This is a genomic window from Paenibacillus sp. VCA1, assembly GCF_031583795.1.
Classification (GTDB): Bacteria; Bacillota; Bacilli; order Paenibacillales; family Paenibacillaceae; genus Paenibacillus_AQ; species Paenibacillus_AQ albilobatus.
Genome location: NZ_JAVLSX010000016.1, coordinates 86,357 through 111,131 on the forward strand (window position 1 = coordinate 86,357; position 24,775 = coordinate 111,131).

26 protein-coding genes, 1 rRNA gene and 1 other annotated feature are annotated in these 24,775 nt (G+C 53.1%); all 27 genes read left to right on the plus strand.

Features of this window, described 5'->3' with window-relative positions; genetic code table 11:
* Positions 1-5: 5 nt before the first annotated feature.
* Positions 6-1,040, plus strand: coding sequence for a rod shape-determining protein (locus RJP21_RS27190; protein ID WP_036713014.1), 1,035 nt, complete (start codon positions 6-8; stop codon positions 1,038-1,040).
* A gap of 58 nt (positions 1,041-1,098) precedes the next feature.
* On the plus strand, positions 1,099-1,971 hold the full coding sequence (gene mreC / locus RJP21_RS27195) for a rod shape-determining protein MreC (protein ID WP_310862064.1): 873 nt from the start codon (positions 1,099-1,101) through the stop codon (positions 1,969-1,971).
* On the plus strand, positions 1,971-2,501 hold the full coding sequence (gene mreD, locus RJP21_RS27200) for a rod shape-determining protein MreD (protein ID WP_160045091.1): 531 nt from the start codon (positions 1,971-1,973) through the stop codon (positions 2,499-2,501). The genes mreC and mreD overlap by 1 nt, the downstream gene beginning before the upstream one ends.
* A gap of 78 nt (positions 2,502-2,579) precedes the next feature.
* Positions 2,580-3,236, plus strand: a complete 657-nt coding sequence (minC, locus tag RJP21_RS27205; protein WP_160045090.1) for a septum site-determining protein MinC — start codon at positions 2,580-2,582, stop codon at positions 3,234-3,236.
* 5 nt (positions 3,237-3,241) lie between these two features.
* Positions 3,242-4,036, plus strand: coding sequence for a septum site-determining protein MinD (minD, locus tag RJP21_RS27210; RefSeq protein ID WP_160045089.1), 795 nt, complete (start codon positions 3,242-3,244; stop codon positions 4,034-4,036).
* A 162-nt stretch (positions 4,037-4,198) separates the two neighbouring features.
* Positions 4,199-4,714 (plus strand): DUF2179 domain-containing protein, encoded by a 516-nt coding sequence (locus RJP21_RS27215; protein WP_160045088.1) that lies wholly within the window; start codon positions 4,199-4,201, stop codon positions 4,712-4,714.
* Positions 4,715-5,240: 526 nt separating this feature from the next.
* Positions 5,241-6,410, plus strand: a complete 1,170-nt coding sequence (locus tag RJP21_RS27220) for an ABC transporter ATP-binding protein (protein WP_160045087.1) — start codon at positions 5,241-5,243, stop codon at positions 6,408-6,410.
* A gap of 2 nt (positions 6,411-6,412) precedes the next feature.
* On the plus strand, positions 6,413-7,072 hold the full coding sequence (locus RJP21_RS27225) for an ABC transporter permease (RefSeq protein WP_310862081.1): 660 nt from the start codon (positions 6,413-6,415) through the stop codon (positions 7,070-7,072).
* 41 nt (positions 7,073-7,113) lie between these two features.
* Positions 7,114-8,016 (plus strand): osmoprotectant ABC transporter substrate-binding protein, encoded by a 903-nt coding sequence (locus tag RJP21_RS27230; RefSeq protein ID WP_310862082.1) that lies wholly within the window; start codon positions 7,114-7,116, stop codon positions 8,014-8,016.
* Between the two features lie 12 nt (positions 8,017-8,028).
* Positions 8,029-8,727 carry an ABC transporter permease gene (locus RJP21_RS27235; RefSeq protein WP_160045086.1) on the plus strand — a complete coding sequence of 233 codons (699 nt, stop codon included), beginning with the start codon at positions 8,029-8,031 and terminating at the stop codon, positions 8,725-8,727.
* A gap of 172 nt (positions 8,728-8,899) precedes the next feature.
* Positions 8,900-9,736, plus strand: a complete 837-nt coding sequence (locus RJP21_RS27240) for a peptidoglycan DD-metalloendopeptidase family protein (protein ID WP_310862065.1) — start codon at positions 8,900-8,902, stop codon at positions 9,734-9,736.
* The gene (locus RJP21_RS27245; protein ID WP_310862066.1) at positions 9,729-10,595 is read left to right on the plus strand and encodes a M50 family metallopeptidase; all 867 of its coding nucleotides are present in this window, start codon (positions 9,729-9,731) and stop codon (positions 10,593-10,595) included. Before RJP21_RS27240 ends, RJP21_RS27245 begins: the two co-directional genes overlap by 8 nt.
* 116 nt (positions 10,596-10,711) lie before the next feature.
* Complete coding sequence (locus RJP21_RS27250) at positions 10,712-11,956, plus strand: Rne/Rng family ribonuclease (RefSeq protein WP_310862067.1); 1,245 nt, start codon at positions 10,712-10,714, stop codon at positions 11,954-11,956.
* A gap of 63 nt (positions 11,957-12,019) precedes the next feature.
* Positions 12,020-12,102: a sequence feature (ribosomal protein L21 leader region), on the plus strand.
* Positions 12,103-12,114: 12 nt separating this feature from the next.
* Complete coding sequence (gene rplU, locus RJP21_RS27255; protein ID WP_160045082.1) at positions 12,115-12,426, plus strand: 50S ribosomal protein L21; 312 nt, start codon at positions 12,115-12,117, stop codon at positions 12,424-12,426.
* Between the two features lie 14 nt (positions 12,427-12,440).
* Complete coding sequence (locus RJP21_RS27260) at positions 12,441-12,773, plus strand: ribosomal-processing cysteine protease Prp (protein WP_310862068.1); 333 nt, start codon at positions 12,441-12,443, stop codon at positions 12,771-12,773.
* 17 nt (positions 12,774-12,790) lie between these two features.
* Entirely contained in the window at positions 12,791-13,102 is a 312-nt protein-coding gene (rpmA, locus tag RJP21_RS27265) for a 50S ribosomal protein L27 (protein WP_160045080.1), read from the plus strand.
* Positions 13,103-13,317: 215 nt separating this feature from the next.
* Complete coding sequence (locus tag RJP21_RS27270) at positions 13,318-14,055, plus strand: Spo0B domain-containing protein (protein WP_160045079.1); 738 nt, start codon at positions 13,318-13,320, stop codon at positions 14,053-14,055.
* 13 nt (positions 14,056-14,068) lie between these two features.
* The gene (gene obgE, locus RJP21_RS27275) at positions 14,069-15,382 is read left to right on the plus strand and encodes a GTPase ObgE (protein ID WP_310862069.1); all 1,314 of its coding nucleotides are present in this window, start codon (positions 14,069-14,071) and stop codon (positions 15,380-15,382) included.
* Between the two features lie 275 nt (positions 15,383-15,657).
* Complete coding sequence (locus RJP21_RS27280) at positions 15,658-16,095, plus strand: ACT domain-containing protein (RefSeq protein ID WP_036713034.1); 438 nt, start codon at positions 15,658-15,660, stop codon at positions 16,093-16,095.
* Between the two features lie 101 nt (positions 16,096-16,196).
* Positions 16,197-17,483 (plus strand): homoserine dehydrogenase, encoded by a 1,287-nt coding sequence (locus RJP21_RS27285; protein WP_310862070.1) that lies wholly within the window; start codon positions 16,197-16,199, stop codon positions 17,481-17,483.
* Positions 17,484-17,570: 87 nt separating this feature from the next.
* Entirely contained in the window at positions 17,571-18,641 is a 1,071-nt protein-coding gene (gene thrC, locus RJP21_RS27290) for a threonine synthase (RefSeq protein WP_310862071.1), read from the plus strand.
* Entirely contained in the window at positions 18,638-19,606 is a 969-nt protein-coding gene (thrB, locus tag RJP21_RS27295) for a homoserine kinase (protein ID WP_310862072.1), read from the plus strand. The genes thrC and thrB overlap by 4 nt, the downstream gene beginning before the upstream one ends.
* A complete protein-coding gene (gene pheA / locus RJP21_RS27300) occupies positions 19,603-20,493 on the plus strand; it encodes a prephenate dehydratase (protein ID WP_310862073.1) in 891 nt (296 codons plus the stop codon). Before thrB ends, pheA begins: the two co-directional genes overlap by 4 nt.
* 3 nt (positions 20,494-20,496) lie before the next feature.
* Positions 20,497-21,375, plus strand: a complete 879-nt coding sequence (gene ilvE / locus RJP21_RS27305; protein ID WP_160045072.1) for a branched-chain-amino-acid transaminase — start codon at positions 20,497-20,499, stop codon at positions 21,373-21,375.
* A 173-nt stretch (positions 21,376-21,548) separates the two neighbouring features.
* Complete coding sequence (locus RJP21_RS27310) at positions 21,549-23,501, plus strand: LysM peptidoglycan-binding domain-containing protein (RefSeq protein WP_310862074.1); 1,953 nt, start codon at positions 21,549-21,551, stop codon at positions 23,499-23,501.
* A 206-nt stretch (positions 23,502-23,707) separates the two neighbouring features.
* On the plus strand, positions 23,708-24,328 hold the full coding sequence (locus RJP21_RS27315) for a histidine phosphatase family protein (protein ID WP_310862075.1): 621 nt from the start codon (positions 23,708-23,710) through the stop codon (positions 24,326-24,328).
* Between the two features lie 361 nt (positions 24,329-24,689).
* Positions 24,690-24,775 (plus strand): 16S ribosomal RNA (locus RJP21_RS27320); the annotation flags it as partial.

The window sequence follows — 24,775 nt, forward strand, 5'->3', positions numbered from 1 at the left end:
ACAGCATGTTAGGGAGCTTCACGAAAGATTTGGGAATTGACTTGGGGACGGCGAATACGCTTGTTTACGTCCGTGGAAAAGGAATTGTCGTAAGAGAACCTTCGGTTGTTGCGATCCGTACGGATACGAAAAGCATCGAGGCCGTCGGCGAATCCGCTAAAAAAATGATCGGCCGCACGCCGGGCAACATTCGTGCCATCCGTCCGATGAAAGACGGCGTCATCGCCGATTTCGACACGACGGCAACCATGATTAAATATTTTATCCGTCAAGCTCAAAAACAGCGCTCGATGTTCCAGCGCCATCCGAACGTGATGGTGTGCGTGCCTTCCGGCATTACGGCCGTCGAACAGCGTGCGGTGGAGGATGCGACGAAGCAGGCCGGAGCGCGCGAGGCCTATACCATTGAAGAGCCGTTTGCGGCAGCCATCGGCGCCGACCTTCCGGTATGGGAGCCGACAGGGAGCATGGTCGTCGACATCGGCGGCGGTACGACGGAAGTGGCCGTCATTTCGCTTGGCGGGATCGTAACGAGCCGCTCCGTGCGCGTGGCGGGCGATGAAATGGATGAATCGATCATCCAGTACATCAAACGCCAATACAACCTGATGATCGGGGAAAGAACGTCCGAACAGCTCAAAATGGAAATCGGCTCCGCGCTGCCGCTGGAGCAGGTGGAAACAAGCGAAATCCGCGGCCGCGACCTGGTTACCGGCTTGCCGAAGACGATCACGATTACGTCCGACGAAATCAGTGAAGCTCTTTCCGATACGGTGAACGCCATTGTCGAAGCCGTGAAGGTAACCTTGGAGAAATGCCCGCCGGAGCTGGCTGCGGACATTATGGACCGCGGAATCGTGCTTACGGGCGGCGGCGCTTTGCTGCGCAACCTGGACAAGCTGCTTGCGGAAGAAACCGGCATGCCGGTGATCGTTGCCGAAAATCCGCTGGACTGCGTCGCGATCGGCACAGGCAAAGCGCTTGAAAACATTCATTTGTTCAAATCCCGCAGCAGCTCGGCGGTGCGCTCGAAGCGCTAAGCCGGAAATTGTGGGTCAACCCCTGATATTGGGAGAGAGAAATCAGTAGAGTTAGAGGGTGTTGAAACTGTTTAAGCTGCTTGGAAACAAACGCTTATTTGTCATTTTGATCGCCCTTGTTATGTTTATCGCACTGATGGGTTTCACGCTCGGTCCAAGGGCGTCGCTGTCCTTGCCCGAGAAATTTTTGAGGGATACTGTCGGTTTTGTCCAAAACATCATCTATAAGCCCGCTGGATACATAGCGGGCTTGTTTAAAGATATCGGCAATATGCGAGAGATATACGAGGAAAATCAACGATTGAAAATTGCGCTTGCCCAATATACGCGGGAAAAAGCCAATTATAATTTTATTGAAAAGCAGAATAAAGACCTTCAGGAAGCACTGCATTTCACGGAACAGCAAAAAAATAAATTCAATTATTCCTATCATATCGCTCAAGTCATCAGCGTGAATGCGGATGTGGTCAACAAAACCTTGGTCATTGACCTCGGCGAACGGGATGGCGTCAAGGTAGGGCAGTCGGTCATTTCCATCGACGGCATGATCGGCGTGATCAGCCATGTCAGCAATTTCACCTCGACGGTGAAGCTGATTACGGCGATGGACGCCAAGGACCCGAATTCGAACGGAATTGCGGCGACGTCGATGAACAATCATCAAACCTTCGGCATCGTGGAAAGTTATGACGAGACGACGAAGACGCTGCTCATGACCCAGATCAAACAGGATGATCCGATTAAAAAGGATGACACCATCGTCTCTTTGGGCGATACGGACAAATATCCGCGGGGGTTGATTATCGGTAAAGTGCTGAGCGTGCAGGAAAGCAAGTTCGGCAAAACAAAAACGGCAACGATTAAGCCAGCGGCCGAATTCCAGGATTGGAAGCAGCTGTTCGTCGTCTTTACGCCGGAGGCTCCGAAGTAATGAAGATGCGAAAGCAAGTCCTTCTTCTGCTGCTGTTTCTGCTGTTTATCCTGGAAGGCACCTTGGTCCCGTGGCTTTTGCCGGGTTCTTGGCAGAGCATTCTTGCGCCCAATCTCGTATTTATCGTGTTGCTGTTCGTTTCGATTTACCATAACCGCCATACCGCTTTGGTTCTCGGCATCATTTTCGGCATGCTTCATGACGTGGTTTTTTACGGCGATATGATCGGCAGTTATTCTTTGGTGATGGGTTTTTCCACCTATATTATGGGCTTCATTTTCCGCGTCCGGCGGGCGCCGATGCCCGTCATGATGACGGTCGTCATTTTGGGCAGCCTGTTGTTCGACAGCATGCTGTACGGGATATACCGGTTGTTCTCGCTCACGCAAGTGACTTATGACTGGAATTTGCTGCACCACATTCTCCCCGACCTTGTGCTTCATTTCGTGTTCGGGCTTATCATTTACGTTCCTTTGCGAAAACAGCTAGAAAAGATTGCTAGTCGTGAGAAAAAAGAAAAGGCGGCGTAAGTCTCATACGCCATTTTTCCTTTCCGGCAGGAACTTTGCCGTCCGAAGGCGAAATGTAATGGGATAGGGGGGACAGGCATGGCAGTAAAATCGAATCACGTCACGATTAAGGGCATCAAAGATGGCCTGGTATTCCTGCTTGACGATGAATGCGAATATGAGGAACTGCTTGGCGAACTCCGGTTCAAGCTGGAGCACAGCCATCAAAATATTTTGACCGGTCCGATCATTCACGTGGATGTCAAATTAGGATCAAGAAGGATTACGGAAGACGAGAAGCAGCGCATGCTCGACATTTTGAAGCAAAAGGGGAATTTGCTCATCCGCTCGATCGAATATCCCGAACCCGAGCAGGCGCAAGCTCCGCCTTACAAGATCATGTGCGGCATGGTAAGATCCGGCCAAGTGCTCCGCCATCAGGGGGACCTGCTTTTTTTGGGGGACGTGAACCCGGGCGGCAGCATTTTGTGCACGGGGGATATTTACATACTCGGGGCTTTGCGCGGCATGGCGCATGCCGGGGTGGACGGCAACGAGGAATCGATCATCGCCGCATCCCATTTTGCCCCGACGCAGCTTCGGATCGCGGAACAAATCAGCCGTCCGCCCGATGAATGGGAGACGCGCGAAACCAGCATGGAATTCGCTTTTTTACAGAACGGCGCCATGCAAATCGACAAAATCAGCAATATTGTACGCTTGCGGCCTGATTTTAACGTGTTTAAAGGGGTGTAGCACACATGGGAGAGGCTATTGTCGTTACTTCCGGTAAAGGCGGTGTCGGAAAAACCACCACATCGGCCAACATCGGGACTGCGCTTGCACTGCTTGGCAAAAAGGTCTGTCTGGTGGATACGGATATCGGCCTCCGCAATTTGGACGTGGTCATGGGCCTTGAAAACCGGATCATTTACGATTTGGTCGACGTTGCGGAAGGGCGCTGCCGTTTGAATCAAGCGCTTGTAAAGGACAAACGTTTCGATGAGCTGTATATGCTGCCGGCCGCCCAGACGAAGGATAAAAACGCCGTGTCGCCAGAGCAGGTCAAAGACATCGTTTTAGAGCTGAAAAAAGAGTATGAATACGTCATTATCGACTGTCCCGCAGGGATCGAGCAAGGGTTCAAAAACGCCATCGCCGGCGCGGACAAAGCGATCGTCGTGACGACGCCGGAAAACGCGGCCGTGCGCGACGCGGACCGGGTGATCGGGCTGCTTGAAAGCTCCGAGATCGGTTCGCCGAAGCTTGTCGTCAACCGCATTCGTCCGAATTTGGTGAAGACAGGGGATATGCTCGACATCGAGGACGTTATCCAGGTGCTGAACATCGATCTGATCGGGATCGTGCCCGATGACGAGCATGTCATCAAAGCGGCGAACAGCGGCGAGCCGACGGTGATGAATCCCGATTCGCGGGCGGCTATCGCCTACCGCAACATCGCCCGCCGCATTTTGGGGGATACGGTGCCGCTGATGCATTTGGATCAGAAAAAAGGCATGTTTTCAAAATTCAAAAAGATTTTCGGCATGGGCTAACAGCCTGCCGGTGAAGAGGACTCTCTCGCAAATCGCGGGAGAGTTTTTTATTTTTGCCTTCTTTGATGTATAACCAGGCTTTGAATCAGGTTAAGTTACTTGAATAGAGGTTTTTTCGACAAGCAATACCTTGCCGGAACTGATAGAAGGAGTTGATCCGTGATGCTTGGTATACTGGCAGCCATTTTTGTCATTCAAATCGTCTACGTTTCGTTTTTTACGCTGCGCATGATTTTAACGCTGAAAGGACAAAAGTATTTGGCGGCGGCGCTCAGCATGTTTGAGATTACGATCTACGTGCTGGGTCTCAGCATCGTGCTGAAATACGTCAACCAGCCGCTCAGCTTGATCGTTTATGCGGTCGGTTACGGGCTCGGGGTGTTGGTCGGCTCCTGGATCGAAGGACGAATCGCGCTCGGTTATATTACGATGAAGGTCATCGTCAACGATCCGCAAAGCAACATGGCCAACGCGCTGCGGGACAACGGGTACGGCGTGACTTCATGGATCGGAAGCGGGCGCGACGGACATCGGCTCGTGTTTGAGGTGCTGGCCAAACGGAAAAATCAAAAAAAATTGTATCATTCGATTCTGGAACTGGACCCGAAAGCCTTTATCGTCGTGACGGAACCGGTGCTGCTTCATGGGGGATTTTGGACCCGCGGCACAAAAAAATAAAAAAAATGGCCCAAAAGCGTTTCACCCTTGATCCAAATGGGTAAATACATGGAGCATATAACTGCGGGTGCGCCTTCTCTTCTGTGGGGACGCATGGCAATCGCATATAGCCACATTCGTTTCAAGTCGGGGGGAGCAGCACTACAGCTTTAGGAAGGCAAAAAAGATGCGCCTGGCGGGCGCATGCTTTTCGTTTTCGCGCGGGCACTACATAGCTAAGATCAAGGTGGAATGTTAAGGTATGCAAGTCTAATGCCGTAACGAAGAATTTATGCTTTCGATCAGTTTAGAACCTCTGGGTTTCCTCTTGGATTTTTCCACCCCATTTTACATGCGCTTGACCTCTTTTCGTGTTTCGACTTCGGTCATTGGCTTCCTATGACTTCTATATCTGCAAGCGGGGACGATCCGAAAATGATCTTTGAGAGGTCATCAAGGGTTTCCCATGCAGTTTTTTGACTCCCCCCACGGATGATATGCCGAATGCTCCGCATAATATGGATAATGCTTGCAAAGGGGCGATTGAATGATAGTACTGGACCATGTGAACAAAGTTTACGATAACGGCTTTCACGCGCTCAAAGACATCAACCTGGAATTTAAAAAGGGCGAGATTACCGTTCTGATCGGGCCGAGCGGCTGCGGCAAATCGACGACGATGAAGTTGATCAATGCCCTCAATACGCCTTCATCGGGCAGAGTGCTCATCGACGGCAAGGACATTTCAGGGATGAATCCGGTCGAACTGCGGCGCAATATCGGTTATGTCATTCAAAGCGTCGGTCTGTTTCCGCATATGAACATTTCCAAAAACGTGGGCGTCGTTCCCCGCCTGAAAAAATGGGATAAGGACAAAATCGAGCGGACCGTCAATGAGCTGCTGGATATGGTCGGCTTGGACCATGCGGTTTATGGCTCCCGTTATCCGTCGGAGCTAAGCGGCGGGCAGCAGCAGCGGGTGGGCGTCGTGCGCGCCCTGGCGGCCGATCCGGACATCATCCTGATGGACGAACCGTTTTCCGCACTGGATCCGATCAGCCGCGAGCAGCTGCAGGATGAACTGATCCGGCTGCAGCAGGAGCTGCATAAAACGATCATTTTCGTGACGCATGATATGGACGAAGCGATCAAAATCGCGGATACGATCGTGCTGATGAAAGCGGGCGAAGTGGTTCAGATCGGCAAACCGGATGCGATACTTCGTCACCCCGCCAACGACTTCGTGCGGAATTTCATCGGGCAAAAACGTCTTCAGGACGAAGGCGAAAGCGAAAGCACGTATCAAATCCCGCTCGTCGACGAAGTGATGATTACGAACCCGGTGACCGTATTCCCGAGCCGGGGACTGGCGGAAGCCATTAAAATGATGGAAATGAAGCGGGTCGATTCCCTGCTCATCGTGGACCGGAACAAGCAGCTTCAAGGCGCCGTTTCCATCTACCGCGTGCTTGACCAATACGGGGAGGAAGGCAAAACGGTGGCGGACGTCATGCAACCGGTCCGTTATTCCGTCGCATCCGGCAGCACGCTGGCGCAGGCGGTTGAAATCATGGACAGCCACCAGCTGAGCAATCTGCCCGTCGTGGACAGCAGCAACCGGTTTCTCGGGCTCATAACGAGGGGCAGCGTCGTCAAACATTTGGCCGAGGTATACCCGGGGGTCGGCCGTTCCGCCGACAGTGGAGAGGGTGAGTGATGATGAACGCGTTCTGGAGTTTTATTACGGAGCGGTATCCGGACATTTTGAAGGCTCTGGAGGAGCATTTGTCCATCTCGTTTTCGGCGGTTATTTTGGGGACGATCATCGCCGTGCCGATCGGGATTTTGCTCGTTTACAGCCGGGTGGGCTGGATCAACAGCGTCGTGTTTTTTATCGCCAACCTGTTTCAGACGGTGCCAAGCCTCGCGCTTCTGGCGATATTGATCCCGCTGATGGGCATCGGGATGAGGCCGGCGATCCTTGCGCTGCTTCTCTATTCGTTAATGCCGATTTTGCGCAACACATATGACGGCTTCCAATCGGTTGACAGAGGCGTGCTCAATTCCGCCAAAGGGATGGGCTACAGCACCGTGCAAACGATCATGAAAATCCAGCTTCCTTTGTCGCTCCCTTACATCATGTCGGGGATCCGGATTACGACCGTGTACATCATCAGCTGGGCGACGCTTGCTTCCCTGATCGGGGCCGGCGGCCTGGGCCAACTGATCGTATCCGGCCTCGGCGTCAACAAACCCGAGATGATCTATATCGGCGGGATCGGCGCCATTCTTCTGGCCTTGATCGCCGACGGGCTGCTTGGCCTTCTGGAGGGCTGGCTCAGCAGGCATTTTCACCAGACAAGGGAGTCTGCCCTATGAACCGCGGAAGCAAGCGTTCGGAACTGAACAAGGGAGGCGTGATGAATCTGAAGAAGCTCAAATGGATGCTGATGCTGCTCTGCGCGTTCGTGTTTGCCGGCATGACATCCGCCTGCGGAATCCAAAGCGAAGTCACGATCGGGACGCAGACGTATACCGAAACGAAAATTTTGGCGGAAATGTACAAAGCCCTCATCGAAGACCGCACGAAACTCAGCGTAGACATCATACCGGACCTGGCGTCGAGCTCGCTTGTCATCAATGCGATGAAACGAAACGATGTCCAGATGGCGACCTTATATACCGGTGAAATTTTCAACAACCATTTTCCGATCAGCGGTTCGAAGGACCGCGAAGAGGTTTTGAAGGAAGCCCAAACGGGATTCCAAAAATATTACGACTTTACCTGGATGAAACCGCTCGGATTCGAAAATACGTATGCCTTCACGGTGCGCAAGGATCTGGCCGAATCCAAAGGTTACGCCAAAATCTCCGACGTCAAAAAAGATATGGCAGGCATGAAGCTTGGCGTCGATACGACGTGGTTAGAGCGCAGCACGGACGGCTATCCGGCATTTTCCAAAACGTACGGGATCAAATTCGGCCAGGTGTTTCCGATGGAAATCAGCCTGGTATACAGCGCGGTCGCACAGAAGCAGGTCGATATCGTGCTTGCTTATTCGACGGATTCCAGGCTGAAGGCGTACAATTTGCAGACGCTGAAGGACGACCAACAGTTTTTCCCTCCATATGACGCGAGCCCGGTCCTGCGTTCGGATCTGCTGAAAAAGCACCCCGAAATCGAGGATGCGATCGCACCTCTGGTCGGCCATCTGGATGCGGATACGATGATCTCGCTGAATTACCAGGTGGACATCGAGAAAAAAAGCGAACGCGAGGTGGCCATTGCCTACTTGAAGCAGCAGGGCCTCTTGAAAAGCTAAAGGAGGGTAAGCATGGAAAACAAGCAATTGACGTTTATGGACTTTTTATCCTACGTGTCCCGCAACAGCGGCATGCTGTGGGATTATTTCGTACAGCACATCATCATGGTGGTCATCGGCCTCGGGCTGGCGGTCATCGTCGGCGTGCCGCTGGGCATCCTTTGCTCCAGAAGCCGTTGGGCGGCCAAAATCGTCTTGTTCATTACGAACATTCTTCAGGTCGTTCCGAGCTTGGCCATGCTGGTCGTGCTGATGCTCTGGCTCGGTTTGGGCATGAAGACGGTGATGGTGGGGCTTTTCCTGTACTCGCTTAATCCGATTACGCGCAATACGTACGTCGGGCTGAAGCAGGTCTCCCCAAGTTACCTGGAATCGGGAAAAGGAATCGGCATGAGCCCGCTGCAGCTGCTTGTCAAAGTGCGGTTTCCGCTGGCCCTGACCTACATCATGTCCGGATTGCGGATCGCGGCCGTTATCGCCATCGGGGTCGTCACCATCGCTCCGCTTGTCGGCGGCGGCGGGCTCGGACGGGAAATCTATGCCGGCCTCAACAGCAACAACTCGCTCCGCATCTTCGCGGGGGCCATTCCTGCCGCGGTGCTGGCCATTGTCGCAGACATCGTGCTCGGGTATTTGCAGCGCAAGATGGATTTGGCCAAGCGGAAATCCGGAGCGGCCCCGGCGCCCGCCAAAGTCCGGAACATCGGTTAAGAACCGCTCTAGCCGATCTCCAAAGGGAACTCCTCTATCAGAGGGGTTCTTTTTTTGCTAGGCGGGCGTCAAGGATGGAACCGTGGTCGCGGGGCTTGGAAGGCTTGTTCTAAACCGGGGACATCCCTTCATAAAATAAAACAAAAACAAGCCTCGAAAGGGGATCACAGACATGGACACAAAGACTTCGATCAAACAGCGGAGGGAAGAGCGCATCCGGGATCTTCTGCTCCGCGAGGAACCGGCTGGCCCGCCGCCGCAGCCCGTTGAAGAACAGCTCCCGTTATGGAGCACAGGCCGATTGCCGGAGACGTTTGCGCCGGAGCCCGATCCGGAGAAGGTTTGGAAACAAGAATATGCCAGGGGCGGAGGCCCGTCGTATCATAAATCCCGTTTTTTTTCCGGCTTTATGTGGCGTTTGTTTTTTAGCGTCATCCTGTTTGCCCTTGTCTGGGGACTTTTTAAATATCCGCAGCCATGGAGCCCGAAAATCCAGGAGTACGTCATGCAGTCGCTCAACCGCGAAATGGACTTTCAGGCGGTGGAGGCATGGTACGAATCCCATTTTGGAAAAGCGCCGGCATTTATCCCGATTTTTAAGCAAAACCAGGCGTCGCCGCTGAAAGTGAATGCTTCCAAATCCATGTACCCGCCGTTGGAAGGCGAAATCGTTCAATCGTTTGCCGTGAATTTGAAAGGCGTGGAGATCGCTCCGAAACAAACGTCCGGCTCGTCGCTCGAAGTCAAAAGCGTGGAGACGGGCCGGGTTATCGACGTGTCGGGAAATAGCGAGACCGGGATGACCGTCACGATCCAGCATACAGGCAAGCTGGTCGCTTCCTACGGGCATTTGGCCAAAACGCGCCTGCAAAAAAACGATTGGGTCGAAGGGGGAGACGTGATCGGCCAGCTGCAGGCCGGCGTGGAAGGAGAGGCGCCAACCTTGTTTTTTTCCGTGAAAGAGGATGGCAGCTACGTTGACCCGGCGGACGTGATCCCCATTGATTAACGTGCGGGGGATCACGCTGTCGCTGCATCCTTTTTTTGTCATTCTCATGCTGTTTTCCGTCGTTACCGGACATTTTCTGGAGCTGATCGTTTTATTTTCCATCGTGTTCATTCATGAGCTGGGCCATCTCGCGGCCGCGCTGCTGTGCGGCGTCCGCATCCGCTCGATTCAGATGCTGCCGTTCGGCGGCGTGGTGGAAATCGAGGACCATGGGCAACTGACGGCCTGGAGGGAGATCGGCATCGCCGCCGCGGGTCCGCTCATGAACGCGATGATGATCGGGGGCGCGCTCCTTTTTCGCGAGGCCGGATGGGGAGACGGCGCTTTTTTGTCTTACGTCGTTTACGGGAACGCCATGATCGCAGGCTTTAACCTGCTGCCGGTCCTGCCGCTCGACGGGGGGAAAATTCTCCACGCCGCAGCGAGCCTGTTTTTTCCGTATCATCAAACGTTATTGTGGTCCTCCAGGATCAGCGTGGCCGGCAGCGCGGTGGTCGTGCTGTTATCGGTTTCGCCCCTCCTGCAGGGAGAAGCCAAAATTCATTTGAATCTGCTCATGATCGGCATTTTTCTTCTTTACTCCAATTGGATGGATTATAGGCATATTCCGTACCGCTTTACGAGGTTTCTTATGAACCGGGAGAAAGGATACGGCGAGGCGGCGAGAAAAGGCAGTTTTGCCCAGCCGATCATTGCCGATCCGGCGAAACATTTGGACAGCATTTTGCGTCTATTTAAAAGAGGGAAATACCATGTCGTTTATGTGATAAACAAACAGGGAGGCTTGATCGCCATGCTTCCCGAACAGCGCCTGATTTCGGCTTATTTCGCAACAGAACGCCCCACGCTGCTGCGGTGATCGGGCGAAACTGATGTATGGCATAAAAAGGGATATTCCCGAAATAGAGCTTTAAGCTAAAAAAGGAGATTTCATGGTAATATGGGATGGAAATGTCTTCTAGCAGGGGTGAAGCCATGAAACAAATGATCGTTCATTGTGAACCGAAGCTGACGCAGATGGCCCTCTTGGAGGAAGGCAAGCTGGTGGAGTTTGCGGCGGAACGCAGCCAAAATCACAGCTTGGTGGGCAGTTTTTATAAAGGACGTGTCGTCAACGTGCTTCCGGGCATGCAGGCCGCGTTTGTGGATATCGGTCATAAAAAAAACGCGTTTTTGTATGTGGACGACGTGCTGCACCCGAATCTGGAAAAGCAGCCGAAAGAAAAACCTCCGATCGAGACGCTGCTGCGCGTCGGCCAGGAAATCGTCGTACAGGTCATGAAAGAGCCGCTGGGAAGCAAAGGGCCGCGCGTGACCACGCATTATTCGCTGCCCGGCCGCTGGGTCGTTTTGATGCCGAACGCGGATTACGTCGCCGTTTCGAAAAAGGTGAGCAAGGAGCATGAGCGCAGCCGCCTGAAAATGCTGGGCGAAGAAATCCGTCTGGAAGGGGAAGGTATCATTATGCGGACGGTTTCGGAGGAGGAGCATCCGGACGCCATCGCCGGCGATCTTGCCTTGCTGCGCGAGCAGTGGGGCGCCATCCGGGAGCGGGCCGAGACGTGTTCGGCGCCCGCGCTTTTGCACCGGGATTTGAGCATCGTGCAGCGGTTTATCCGCGACGTATTTGACCCGCAGCATGACTTGCTTCAAATCGACAGCGCCAAAGAAGCCAGGGAAGCGGAAATATTTTTGGAGGAAATCGCCCATGGCAGCCATCTGCCGGTCAACGTGTATCAAGGGCAGGAGCATATTTTCAAAGCGTTTGGCATTCAGGAGCAGATCGAGCGGGATTTTTCGCGCAAAGTGATGCTGGAAAGCGGCGGATCGATCGTGTGGGACCAGACCGAAGCGCTTACCGTCGTGGACGTCAACACCGGCAAATATACAGGCGGGGAAAGCCTTGAGGATACGGTCACGCGGATCAATCTGCAGGCGGCCAAGGAAATCGCCAGGCTGATCCGGCTTCGCGACGCCGGCGGCATTATCATCGTCGATTTTATCGACATGGAGCAGGAGAAGCACCGTCAAGAGGTCGTGGACATGCTCGAAGCGGGGATGAGCAAAGACCGCACGAAAAGCCATGTGGTCGGCTGGACGAGGCTCGGCCTGCTCGAATTGACCCGCAAAAAAGTCAGGGACGACACGGCGATGCTGCAAGCCAAGACCTGCGACCACTGCGACGGGACGGGGCGGATAAGCCTTCTGGGAATCCATTGACTTGGTCCCGTGGTTATGTTAATATCTATGAGTATGTGTCCAGTGTTTCTCTAGAATGCTTGTCACATGCTGTAACCGCTCCGGTCGGGTTCTACTAAGCGCAGCCTTCGGGCGGCCACCTGGATCAGGCGAGTCTGAGACATGAGGAGGTGCAAGCAATGTACGCAATTATCGAAACTGGCGGCAAACAATACAAAGTTCAAGAGGGCGACGTATTGTACATCGAAAAGCTGAATGCAGGCGACGGCGAAAGCGTGACTTTTGACCGCGTTCTGGCTGTATCCGGCAACAACGGTTTGGTAACCGGTACGCCAGTCGTTTCCGGCGCATCCGTAACCGCAAAAGTGGAGAAGCATGGCAAAGGCCAAAAGGTTGTTGTATACAAATACAAGCCTAAAAAGAACTACCACAAGAAACAAGGCCATCGTCAACCTTACACTAAAGTAACGATCGAAAAAATCCAAGCGTAAGAAGGTGCGCTCCTTTGATTCAAGTGCGCATACTAAGACGTAAGGATGGAGGCATCCATGGCTTTGAGGTGAAAGGTCACGCGAACTTTGCGAAGCACGGAGAGGATATCGTGTGCGCCGGCGTATCGGCGGTCACCGTCGGAACCGTAAATTCGCTCGAGGAGCTGACCGGAACCGTAATGGACAGCAGAATGAACGACGGGTTTTTGAGCGCCCATTTTCCTTCCGAAGGAGATCGGGGCGTCGATCCTCAGGCACAGCTGCTGCTCGAATCCATGGTTGTCATGCTGAATTCGATTGCAGAATCATACGGGAAGTATATTCAAATAAAAGAAGTCACTATTTAAAGAAGGAGGTAGACAACATGTTAAAATTGAACCTTCAATTGTTCGCATCCAAAAAGGGTGTTGGTTCCACGAAGAACGGACGCGACAGCGAAGCGAAACGCCTTGGCGTGAAGCGTGCTGACGGACAAACCGTGACCGGCGGAAGCATCCTGGTTCGCCAACGCGGAACGAAAATTCATCCTGGCGCGAACGTGGGCATCGGCAAAGACGATACTCTGTTTGCGAAAGTGGACGGCGTCGTGAAATTCGAGCGTTGGGGCCGCGACCGCAAAAAAGTGAGCGTCTACCCTGTTGAAGCTGCTCCTGTAGCGGCAGCAGTAGAAGCGTAAGTTCGTTTACGCGGATAACGGTAGAACACAAGAAGAGCCTTCGGCAGTGCTTGCCGGGGGCTTTTTTTTGAAAAGATAAGAAAATGCGACGCGTCGATCGACGTTTTTAAAGCGATTTGCAAGTTTTAGGGCAGTTGGATGAACAACAAGGATTGCTGTGGTATACTGGTAATTGATGTAAGGATGATCGGTGATCAAGAATGGGGAGAGGCCGCTTGAAATCCTGGAAATGCATATTGGCTATCATCGCCGCATCAGTCGTTGTTCCATTGTTTTTCGTGATGCGGGACAAGTCGTTCATCTGGGGCGTCGTGTTGGTGTTATGGGTAGCCGCGGTTCTGGCCGGAGGTTTCGTCCTGATGAGCCGCGGGCAGAAAGCGGAGCGGCAGGCGCAGCTTCGGGACTTCGAAGAAAGCGCCATTCGGACGCTGAATCACCACCGGCACGACTGGATGAACGACCTGCAAATTTTGTACGGGTATATCCGGCTCGGAAAAATTGATAAAGCTGTGGAAAGTGTGGAAAGAATAAAGGAACGGATGAACCGGGAAAGCAAAATTTCGAAGCTGGGCATTCCGTCTCTTGTTTATTATCTGCAATCGTTCCGGACGTCCAACAGCGACCTGGAGCTTGAGATCGACGTGGATCCGGATGTGCAGCTCGATAAGCTGAGCCCGGGGGACGGCGCCGATCTGGCGGCGGCCATCATCGAGACGGTGCGCGCTTACCAGCACGGAGGCAAAGCCTCTTGGGCCGACACGCGCAAGCTGCGGCTGAGCCTGCGCCAGAACGGCCCGGAAATCGTCGTGTGCTTTGAAGGCGAAGGCGCCATGGGGGATCCGGAACTGCTGAAGCAGCAAATTTACAATGTGGTACAAGGCAAACGAATGAAAGCGGAGCAGCTTCATCCCTCTCAGGCTTCGTTTCTGTTACGCGTGCCGTGTGAGTCATGAGGAAGGTGAAGTCATGTTTGTAGATAAAGCGAAAATTTACGTCAAAGGCGGTGACGGGGGCGACGGATTGATCGCTTTCCGCCGGGAGAAATACGTGCCCGAAGGCGGCCCGGCAGGCGGGGACGGAGGAAAAGGCGGGGACGTCATTTTCCGCGTCGACGAAGGCCTGCGGACGCTGATGGATTTCCGTTACCAGCGGCATTTTAAAGCAAAGCGCGGTGAAAAGGGACGGAATAAGAGCCAGCACGGCGCCAATGCCGAAAATATGATCGTGCGGATACCGCCCGGCACCGTGCTGATCGATGACGATACGGGAGAAGTGCTTGCCGATATGGTCCGTCACGGCCAGGAGGTCGTGGTTGCCCGCGGCGGACGTGGCGGACGTGGCAACATCCGTTTCGCCACGCCGAGCAATCCGGCTCCGGAGCTGGCGGAGCACGGGGAAGAAGGCGAGGAGCGTTACCTCGTCATGGAGCTGAAGGTGATGGCTGACGTCGGGCTTGTCGGATTTCCGAGCGTCGGCAAATCGACCCTGCTCTCCGTCGTCTCCGCGGCCCAGCCGAAAATCGGGGCATACCATTTTACGACCATCACGCCGAATCTCGGGATGGTTGAAGTCGGCGACGGCCGCAGCTTCGTCATGGCGGATTTGCCCGGCTTGATCGAAGGCGCTCACCAGGGCGTCGGTTTGGGCCATGAATTTTTGCGCCATGTGGAACGGACAAGGATCATTATCCACGTGGTGGACATGGCGGGATCGGAAGGCCGCGATCCGTTTGAGGATTGGGTGAAAATCAACGAAGAACTGAAGCTGTACAACGCGGCGCTGGCCGAACGGCCGCAAATCGTGGCGGCGAACAAGATGGATATGCCGGATGCGGAGGCCAATCTGGAAACGTTCCGCAAGCTGGTAGGAGAGCAGAGACCGGACATCGAAATTATGCCGATCTCCTCGTTGACCCGCCAGGGAATCCAGGAGCTGCTGTACCGCGCGGCCGACATTCTCGATTCAATCCCGCAGGAGGTTCACGTCGAGGAAGTCGCCGATACGGCGGAAAGAAAAGTGTACAAACTAAACAAAAAGGACGACGACAATTCGTTTACGATCACGCGGGATAACGAAGCCTTTGTCGTGCACAGCGAAAAAATCGAACGCATGCTTAAGCGAATGCAGCTGAATTCGCATGAGGCGATTTTGAAGCTGGCACGCACGATGCGCCATATGGGCATTGACGACGAGCTGCGCAAACGCGGGGCGGAGGAAGGAACGATCGTCCGGATCGCCGATTTCGAATTCGAATTCGTAGAAGGCAGCAGCTACTACTAATAGCCTTCCAGGGCAATCCGTGAACCGGCAAAATTTTTACCGGCCAACGCTATTCACAAGCCGTTTGAGGGCGCTTAACGCACCCCGAGCGGCTTTTTGTATATCCGGATATTTGCGGAGGCCGCATACATAAAACATCATCATAAACATCTTGCCAAGTAAGCGCTCTTATTGTATTCTTCTGGACAAAAAGGCTGAAATCTATTGACCCCTCGGATGCAATTCTTTATAATGTCCACTATATAAAAACATAAGTCTTTGAGGAGAGGACGTTCGTGAAAGAACGCTATTATTTGGTCCGGGAAGATATTTTGCCTGAAGCCGTGGTCAAAACGATGCAGGTCAAGCAGCTCCTCGCCGCCGGCGACGCCAAGACGGTGCATGAAGCCGTGGAACAGGTGGGGATGAGCCGCAGCGCATTTTACAAATATAAGGACGGCATCCACATGATCAACCAGTTGGAGAGAGAACGGATCGTGACGATTTCGATGGACATGGAGCACCGCTCCGGCATGCTGTCGAAAGTGCTCAGCCTTGTGGCCGGTTTCGGCGGCAACGTGCTGACGATCAACCAAAGCATCCCGCTGCAGGGAATCGCCAATGTCGTCATTTCCGTCGAGGTTTCCCGCATTAGCGAAGAGCTCGGGGATTTGCTCGAAAGCCTGAGGGACTGCGCCGGAGTGAAACGCGCGAACCTCATCGGACAAGGCTAATCCTGGAAGGATTTTGGTCAAGGCCGAATAGCGAGAGACAGGGTCGAAAAACGAAGTTCATAGAAAAATTGAAATGTTCGCATGTAACAGGAGGAGAGGGAATGAAGCCGGTTAAAGTGGGTTTATTGGGTCTTGGCACCGTGGGAACGGGCGTCGTAAGAATCGTGGAGGGTCATCAAGAGGATTTGAGCAGTCAGGTCGGCTCTCCGATCATCATTGAAAAAATCGCCGTAAAAAACAGCGACAAAACCCGCAGCATTACCGTGGACAAACACAAGTTGACGGAAGATCCGTGGGAAGTGATCCGGGATCCCGAAATCGACGTCATCGTGGAAGTCATGGGCGGCATAGATCTTACGAAGGAATATATCCTCGAAGCCTTGGACCGCGACAAACATATCGTGACGGCCAACAAAGATCTGATGGCTTTGCACGGCTCCGAAATTTTGGCCAAAGCGCAGGAGAAGCAATGCGATGTGTTTTATGAGGCCAGCGTCGCCGGCGGGATCCCGATTATCCGTACGCTGATCGAAGGATTTTCGTCCGACCGCATTTTGAAAATCATGGGGATCGTGAACGGAACGACGAACTATATTTTATCGAAAATGAGCCAGGAAGGAGTATCCTACGAAGCCGTGCTGGAGGAGGCGCAGAAACTGGGTTACGCGGAGGCCGACCCGACTTCGGACGTCGAAGGCTTGGATGCGGCCCGCAAAATGGCGATTCTCGGAACGCTGGGCTTCCGTACCAACGTGGAGCTGAAGGACGTCAGCGTGCGCGGCATTTCGCAGGTCTCGAAAGAAGACATTGCGTACGCCAAACGGTTGGGATACGAGATGAAGCTGCTCGGCATCGCCGACCGGGAAGACGATCACGTAAGCATCAGCGTTCAGCCGACGATGGTCCGCAAAGGACATCCGATTGCCTCCGTCAACGGCGTATTTAACGCTGTGTACGTGTACGGCGAGGCCGTAGGCGAGACGATGTTTTACGGTGCCGGCGCGGGAGAGATGCCAACGGCAACTTCCGTCGTTGCCGATTTGGTGGCCGTCATCAAAAACTTGAAGCTCGGCGTCAACGGCTTGAAAGCCATCGTGCCGTATAAACCGAAAAAGCTGAAGAGCGACGAGCAAATCGCGTTCAAAAACTTTATTTTGCTTCATGTGGACGACAAAGCCGGCGTACTTGCAAAAATCACCCAAGTATTCGCCGAATTCGGGGTGAGCCTGGAGTCGGTGGTGCAGCAGCCAAACGAGCTGAATCCGGAAGCGGAGATCATCATCGTTACGCACAACGCCAGCAAGGCGAGCATGGACAAAGTGCTGCAGCATTTCGAAGGGCTTGACGTGATCCGCAAGATCAAAAGCGTGTACCGTGTGGAGGGATAACCCTCATTCTAGTTTGCGTGCTTAATGAACTTCATATATATAAAGGATTTTGCCAAATCCTGAACAACGAAAAAAGGAGCCATACCGATGTCATACCAAGGACTGCTTCAAACTTACAAACCCTATTTGCCTGTCAACGAAAACACGCCGATGCTTACGCTCAAGGAAGGCAATACGCCGCTGATCCGCGCCGTGAATCTTTCGGAGGAGCTTGGGCTTGATCTCCATTTCAAATATGAAGGTTTGAACCCGACGGGTTCGTTTAAGGACCGCGGCATGGTGATGGCCGTTGCCAAGGCGGTCGAAGAAGGCAGCCGCACCATCATGTGCGCATCCACCGGCAATACTTCCGCTGCCGCCGCAGCTTATGCGGCCCGGGCGGGACTGAACTGCATCGTGCTCATTCCGAACAACAACATTGCCCTGGGCAAACTGGCGCAGGCGATGATTTACGGCGCGAAGGTGATCGCCATCGAAGGCAACTTCGACCGCGCGCTGGAGATCGTGCGCGAAATTACGGCCAAGCATCCGATCACGCTCGTAAACTCGGTCAACCCGTACCGCATCGAAGGCCAAAAAACGGCTGCGTTCGAAGTGGTCGACCAGCTTGGCAAAGCGCCTGACGTTTTGGCGATCCCGGTCGGGAACGCGGGCAACATTTCGGCTTATTGGAAAGGTTTTAAGGAATACCATGCCGCAGGCAAGTCGTCTTCCCTGCCGAAAATGGTCGGCTTCGAAGCCGAAGGCGCCATGGCAATCGTCAAAGGCGAGCCGATCCTTGAACCGGAAACGATCGCGACGGCGATCCGGATCGGCAACCCAGCCAGCTGGAAGACGGCGGTTGCCGCAGCCGAGGAATCGGGCGGACAAATCAATTATGTGACGGACGACGAAATTTTGGCCGCTTACCGCCTTATTGCATCCCGTGAAGGAGTATTTGCCGAGCCGGCTTCCGCAGCTTCGGTAGCGGGCGTGCTCAAGCTGAAGCGGGAGGGTTATTTCAAAGGCGGGGAAACCGTCGTCTGCGTTCTGACAGGCAACGGGCTGAAAGACCCGAACGTCGCCCTCAAAACCGTCAACGCCGAGCCGCTCGTCGTGCCGGATACCGAAGAGGCCGTTATGGAGGCTATCGCAAAGCTGGAAGAGGCGAAAGCATGATCAAACCGGAAGGCGTGTACGTAAGGATTCCTGCCAGCACCGCGAATCTGGGTCCGGGGTTCGACACGCTTGGCATGGCCTTGTCTTTGTATGCATGGGTGGGAATGAAGGAAGCGGACCAAACGGAGATTCGTTTGTACGGAAACGAAATGGACGGGATTCCGAGGGATAAAACCAACCTCGTCTATCAGGTGGCCCAGATGGTATTTCGGGAAGCCGGCGTTCATCTGCCGGAGCTGGAAATTTCGATGTACTCCGACATCCCGCTGACCCGGGGGCTAGGCAGCAGCGCTTCGGCCATCGTCGGCGCGCTTTATGCCGCAAACGCATTGATCGGTTCTCCCCTTTCCGATGCCAGGCTTCTGGATATGGCGACGGCGATCGAGGACCATCCCGATAACGTCGGAGCTTCCTTGTTCGGCGGGCTCATTACGGCGATCTGGGACGGGGAGCATGCGGATTACGTCCGGATGGAGCCGCACGATGATTTGGAAGTGCTGGTCGTCATTCCGGATTTCCAATTGTCGACGTCGGAAGCAAGAAAGGTACTCCCGGATAAGATAAGCCGCAAGGATGCGGTGTATAATATTAGCAGATCTTCTTTGCTGGTAGCTGCGCTTTCCCAAGGCAGACTGGACTTGATCAGCCGGGCGATGTCCGACCGCCTTCATCAGCCGTACCGGGCGGAGCTTGTCCCGGGCATGGTCGAGATTTTGGAGCGGGCCGCAGACCATGGGGCTTTGGGGATCGCGCTGAGCGGCGCCGGACCGACGCTGCTTGCGCTTGTCGACCGGCATTCGCTAAGGAAAAAGGAACTTGAGTCATATCTGCTGAATACGATGAAGGCCGAGGGCATAAGCGCGTCTGCAAGGTGGCTGGTCCCCGACCGCGAAGGGGCACGCCTGATCGGCAGCATGTCGACTGGCTCATTTATGCAAATGATAGAAGGGGAAGTAAAAGCATGAAGCGAATAGCATTATTGCCCGAAGGGTCGGTGTCGCACGAGGCCGTTGTGCAACTGCTTGGAGAGAATACGGCGGAGCTGGTGTACCATAAGCTGATCTCCGACGTGTTTTTGTCGACGGCCAACGGAAAAACGGATTACAGCGTCATTCCGATCGAAAATACGATCGAAGGCTCGGTTAGCCTTCATATGGATTGGCTCGTTAACGAAGTGGACATTCCGATGCAGATCGAATGGGTGTATCCGTCGATTCAAAACTTGGTCGGAGACCGCGAGGAATTTCTCGGGGAATCCGGCGAAGCGGATTTTACGAAAATCCAGAAAATTTTATCCCACCCCGTGGCGATGGCTCAATGCCAGCAATTTATCCGCAAGCACATGCCGCAGGCGGAGCTGGTGAATGCGGGCAGCACGACCGAAGCTATCGGGATCGTCAAAAACAACCCGGGCCAGGGGCTGGCCGCGATCGGCACTTCGCTTGGCGCCGCGACGCACAATCTGGACGTCTTGGCCAAACGCGTAACGGACCACGACAACAATTACACGAGATTCATTTTGATCGGCAAAGAAGCGCTGACCGAGCTGCCGAAGCCGGTTAAACAGATGAAAACGAGCATTCTGGTTACGCTGCCGGAGGATTTTGCGGGTGCGCTGCATCAGGTGCTTGCCGCTTTCGCCTGGAGACGCCTGAACCTGTCCCGCATCGAATCCCGTCCGACGAAAAAAAAGCTGGGCAGTTATTATTTTTATATCGATGTTCTGGAATCGGCGGAATCGGTGCTGCTGACGGCGGCCATTGAAGAAATCGAAGCTTTGGGCTGTCAGGTGCGCGTTCTTGGATCTTATCCAAGCTATACTTATCAGGAACTAATTTCGGAGGTGCTGTAGTTTATGTCAGAGCAGTGGATCTATTTGGATGGAGAATTCGTTACCAAAGAAAACGCGAAAGTATCGGTTTTCGATCACGGTTTTTTGTACGGGGACGGCATTTTTGAGGGGATCCGCATCTATGAAGGCAACATTTTCAAATGCGACGAGCACTTGGAACGCCTGTACGATTCCGCAAAATCGATCGACCTTGCGATTCCGTTGACGTTTGAGGAAATGCGCGAAGCGATGGCGGAAACGATCCGCCGCAACGATATGAGAAACGGCTACATCCGCCTTGTCGTTTCCCGCGGAGCAGGCAACCTGGGCCTTGATCCAAGACGCTGCCCGAAACCGACGGTGCTCATCATCGTGGAACAGCTTGCGATCTACTCGGAAGAAGCGTACAAAAAAGGCCTCCGTGCCGTATCGGTATCGACGCGCCGCAATTTGCCGGACGCCTTAAATCCGAAGATCAAATCCTTGAACTACCTGAACAATATTTTGGTGAAAATCCAGTCGAACCTGGCCGAAGCGGACGAAGCGATTATGATGAATGCGCAAGGCTACGTTACCGAAGGCTCCGGCGACAACATTTTTATCGTCAAAAGAGGCGTCGTGTACACTCCTCCTTGCTATCTTGGAGCGCTTGAAGGCATCACCCGGATGGCGATTATCGAACTGTGCGACAAACTCGGTTACAAGCTGAAAGAAGAGCCGTTTACGATGCATGACGTGTATATTGCGGATGAAGTCTTTTTTACGGGTACGGCCGCAGAAGTTATCGCAGCCCGCGAAATCGACGGACGGATCATCGGCACAGGCGAAGCGGGTCCGGTTACGCTTAAGCTGCTTGAAGAGTTCCGCAAAGCGGTCACTCAGGACGGCTACAAAGTGTGGTAAGCCTGACCAAGCGCCCGGATCATGCGCGCCCGTTCGCGAAAAATCCTTTCATGACAAGCTCATGGAAGGATTTTTTTGTCGTTAGGGATGTCATCCGCCCATCCTCTGCATAAGATGTAGTAACGAAGGCGGACGATTCATGCGCCTATAAGAGTTTAGGAGGTATTTGCCGCGTGAAGATACACATCGTAAAAAGTGGCGACACTTTATATGAGCTCTCCAAAAAGTACGATATTCCTCTGCAAAAAATCATCGACGCCAATCCGCAAATTTCAGATCCCAACGAGCTGCAGGTCGGACAAAAAGTGAAGATTCCGGCGGAACCGGTGCAGGTGCCAAGCCCTGACCACATCATTCATAAGCATGTCGTGAAGCAAGGAGATACGCTGTGGAAGCTGTCGAAAGCATGGGGAGTTTCCTTGAAGGAAATGATCGACGCCAATCCCCAGCTCAAAAATCCGAATGCGCTATTGGTAGGCGAGGTCGTAAACATTCCGAAAACCAAAGGCAATCCGGGGCCGGCCGACGACCCGAATCCAAGTGCGAACGTGAATGAAAATGCCAACGTGCAACACGAAAAACTTCAACCCGGCGGGAAGGCTTACACCGGTCCCAAAGAAGAAATGACAGCCCCCAAAGCGGAAGTGACTGCCCCTAAAGCGGAGATGACGGCCCCAAGTCAAGTTCAGCCGCAGCAGCTTCCGGAACTGCCTAATGTGCCGCTCCCCAATCTTATGCCCGAAATGACGCTCCCGAATTTGCCGAATATTCCGAATATGATGCCGAACGTATCCAACGTCATGCCTGAAATGACGGCTCCGAACGTGATGCCGAACGTCATGGCGGAGAACATTCATCCGAACGTAATGCCGAACGTCATGGCGGAGAACATTCATCCGAACGTGATGCCAAACGTCATGGCGGAGAACATTCATCCGAACGTGATGCCGAACGTCATGGCAGAGAACATTCATCCGAATGTAATGCCGAACGTCATGGCAGAGAACATTCATCCGAACGTGATACCGAACGTCATGGCAGAGAACATTCATCCGAACGTGATGCCGAACGTCATGGCTGAGAACATTCATCCGAATGTAATGCCGAACGTGACACCGAATATTATGCCTCTTTCCGAAAAAAAACCGTCAGGCGTCAAACCTGTAGCAGAGGAGCCTTGCGGATGCGAGGGCGCCCATCATCCGTTTATGCAATTCCCGACCGCCGTGCATGAAGTCGGTTCATTCTATCATACGCCTTGCGATGAAGAGGTTCAGGCAGTGCATACTTACGGCAATAAGCCATATCCGGGAAAATCCTCGCATTATCCGGGGATCGTGGCGGGTGCTGAAGATTACGAGATGCCGAACCAACACTGGGTAAGCCCTTCTTGGGAAAACCAAGCGTCGCCCGTCGCTTATGAACCAAACATGAAGTTCCCTGTAAGCCATCAGCCGAATCAGCCATACCATCCCGGCCAGGTTTCGCCGATCTATTACGAACCGGTCCATGCGCCGAACCCTTGCGGTTGTTCCGGCACGGCACCCGTTTTTCATGCACCTGAACCGGCCTTTGTTCAGCCGGCGGTTTATGATCCTTATTGCTATCCGCATTTTGTCCTTCCGCCATGGTGTTATCCGCATCCGGCACCGGTTCCGCTGGTGGGAAGTTACGGCGTTGAGCCGAATGCTCCATTAGGTGCACACGCCCATGGTCCGAATATGCCTTATCACGATCCGAATATGCCTTATCACGATCCGAATATGCCTTACCACGACCCGAACATGCCGTTTCCCGGATGGAGCGGGATGGAATATCCGGTGTGGGATCGGGCTCAAGCTCAAGCCCAAGTTCAAGCATATACGTTCCCTCCGCAGCAGGCGGAACCCGAATCCGAATCCGAACCTTCCGCAGCGGTAAATGCCGTACAGGCGGCGGCGCAAGCCCCGATCGAAACCTTTGAAGACGTAGAAGCTACAGGCAAAACGGAAGCCGATCCCGGTAAGACAGCCAAAACATTGAACAGCACGAAAAGAAGCGCTACGTCTTCCCGCGATAAATCGGTTTCCAATAAAGCAAAGAAGCAAAATTCCTCCAGACGCAAAAATCCTTGGATCAAAGGCTAATAACGAAAGAGCAGAGCTGCCAAGCCGGACGCTTATGTCCGGCTTGCTTGCCGGTTTGGGGGGACATAGATTTTGTTGAAGTGCAAAAAAAGGTGTCGAGCTGCCGCATCTTTGCGAAAACGGGTAATTTTGCGTGTCGGACAAGGAATTAGGCGGCGAGGCGTCGAATTTGAGGAAGCTTGGCTTACAACAAGGAGGAGATGACAATGGCCATTTATTTGGTTCGCCACGGCAAAGACGAAGAAGGGTATCGCGGAGGCTGGAGCATGAGAGGGCTGGTACCTGAAGGAATCCGGCAAGCGGAACGGTTGGGAGAGTATCTTTTTGAGCATCAGGATCAGTACAACATCTGTCGGATTTTGACCAGCGATTTGACCAGAGCATCTGAAACCGCTCAAATCGTTGGGGAAAAACTCGGCCTATCCGTCGTTCAATCGGAAAAATGGAGGGAAACCAACAACGGCGTTCTGGCCGGTATGGCAAACGAAACTGCAAATGAAAAATATCCGGGGTTATACTTTTCGAGCTTAAGGATGGATGAACGTTATCCGGGAGGCGAAAGCCCGATTGAAAATTTTTTACGGATTAAAGAAGCGTTCAATGATTTATGCAGAAGCCAAATGGAAGAAAACGATGGCGAAAACGTGTTGGTTGTAACGCATGGCGGCGTCATCAATATCATCTACCATATCGTAAAGGATTTGACGTGGACGAATAAAAACACGTTTTTTCCGGCAGCCAACACTAGCATCCACAAAATTGAAGCGACAAACGGAAGATGGGAGTTAACATTGGAAAATCAGACGCCGCATCTTCAACATGCTTAAGTGTCCCAATAAATGGATAATGTTTTTAGAGAAAAAGACTTGCCAAAAGTTATTGATGCGTGTTATATTAATATTCCGGCCAAGAAATCTATGAAAAGCCGGATGGAATTGAAAGATTAAAAGTTTTTTAAAAAAAGCTTGCAAATCTCGAGAGACCATGATATTATATAAGAGTTGCTGCTGAACACAACAACAGCGACGAAAACGAAGTGTTTGATCTTTGAAAACTGAACAACGAGTGAGATTAGACCTTGCTTGCAAGGTCGATAGCGAAGCAAATCGGTTCGAGTCTTTTGACTGAATGATTTGCGGAGCATAAATGAGAATTATTTCTCGTCAGATTCAAAATGAGTCACAAACTTTCTTGGAGAGTTTGATCCTGGCTCAGGACGAACGCTGGCGGCGTGCCTAATACATGCAAGTCGAGCGGACCTTAGCGATCTTCGG

Bases quoted from the DNA above. Each gene is read 5' to 3' on its own strand.
- RJP21_RS27190 (WP_036713014.1), top strand. From the start codon at position 6: ATGTTAGGGAGCTTCACGAAAGATTTGGGAATTGACTTGGGGACGGCG.
- mreD (WP_160045091.1), top strand. From the start codon at position 1,971: ATGAAGATGCGAAAGCAAGTCCTTCTTCTGCTGCTGTTTCTGCTGTTT.
- minC (WP_160045090.1), top strand. From the start codon at position 2,580: ATGGCAGTAAAATCGAATCACGTCACGATTAAGGGCATCAAAGATGGC.
- minD (WP_160045089.1), top strand. From the start codon at position 3,242: ATGGGAGAGGCTATTGTCGTTACTTCCGGTAAAGGCGGTGTCGGAAAA.
- RJP21_RS27215 (WP_160045088.1), top strand. From the start codon at position 4,199: ATGCTTGGTATACTGGCAGCCATTTTTGTCATTCAAATCGTCTACGTT.
- RJP21_RS27220 (WP_160045087.1), top strand. From the start codon at position 5,241: ATGATAGTACTGGACCATGTGAACAAAGTTTACGATAACGGCTTTCAC.
- RJP21_RS27225 (WP_310862081.1), top strand. From the start codon at position 6,413: ATGAACGCGTTCTGGAGTTTTATTACGGAGCGGTATCCGGACATTTTG.
- RJP21_RS27230 (WP_310862082.1), top strand. From the start codon at position 7,114: ATGAATCTGAAGAAGCTCAAATGGATGCTGATGCTGCTCTGCGCGTTC.
- RJP21_RS27235 (WP_160045086.1), top strand. From the start codon at position 8,029: ATGGAAAACAAGCAATTGACGTTTATGGACTTTTTATCCTACGTGTCC.
- RJP21_RS27240 (WP_310862065.1), top strand. From the start codon at position 8,900: ATGGACACAAAGACTTCGATCAAACAGCGGAGGGAAGAGCGCATCCGG.
- RJP21_RS27250 (WP_310862067.1), top strand. From the start codon at position 10,712: ATGAAACAAATGATCGTTCATTGTGAACCGAAGCTGACGCAGATGGCC.
- rplU (WP_160045082.1), top strand. From the start codon at position 12,115: ATGTACGCAATTATCGAAACTGGCGGCAAACAATACAAAGTTCAAGAG.
- rpmA (WP_160045080.1), top strand. From the start codon at position 12,791: ATGTTAAAATTGAACCTTCAATTGTTCGCATCCAAAAAGGGTGTTGGT.
- obgE (WP_310862069.1), top strand. From the start codon at position 14,069: ATGTTTGTAGATAAAGCGAAAATTTACGTCAAAGGCGGTGACGGGGGC.
- RJP21_RS27285 (WP_310862070.1), top strand. From the start codon at position 16,197: ATGAAGCCGGTTAAAGTGGGTTTATTGGGTCTTGGCACCGTGGGAACG.
- thrC (WP_310862071.1), top strand. From the start codon at position 17,571: ATGTCATACCAAGGACTGCTTCAAACTTACAAACCCTATTTGCCTGTC.
- thrB (WP_310862072.1), top strand. From the start codon at position 18,638: ATGATCAAACCGGAAGGCGTGTACGTAAGGATTCCTGCCAGCACCGCG.
- pheA (WP_310862073.1), top strand. From the start codon at position 19,603: ATGAAGCGAATAGCATTATTGCCCGAAGGGTCGGTGTCGCACGAGGCC.
- ilvE (WP_160045072.1), top strand. From the start codon at position 20,497: ATGTCAGAGCAGTGGATCTATTTGGATGGAGAATTCGTTACCAAAGAA.
- RJP21_RS27315 (WP_310862075.1), top strand. From the start codon at position 23,708: ATGGCCATTTATTTGGTTCGCCACGGCAAAGACGAAGAAGGGTATCGC.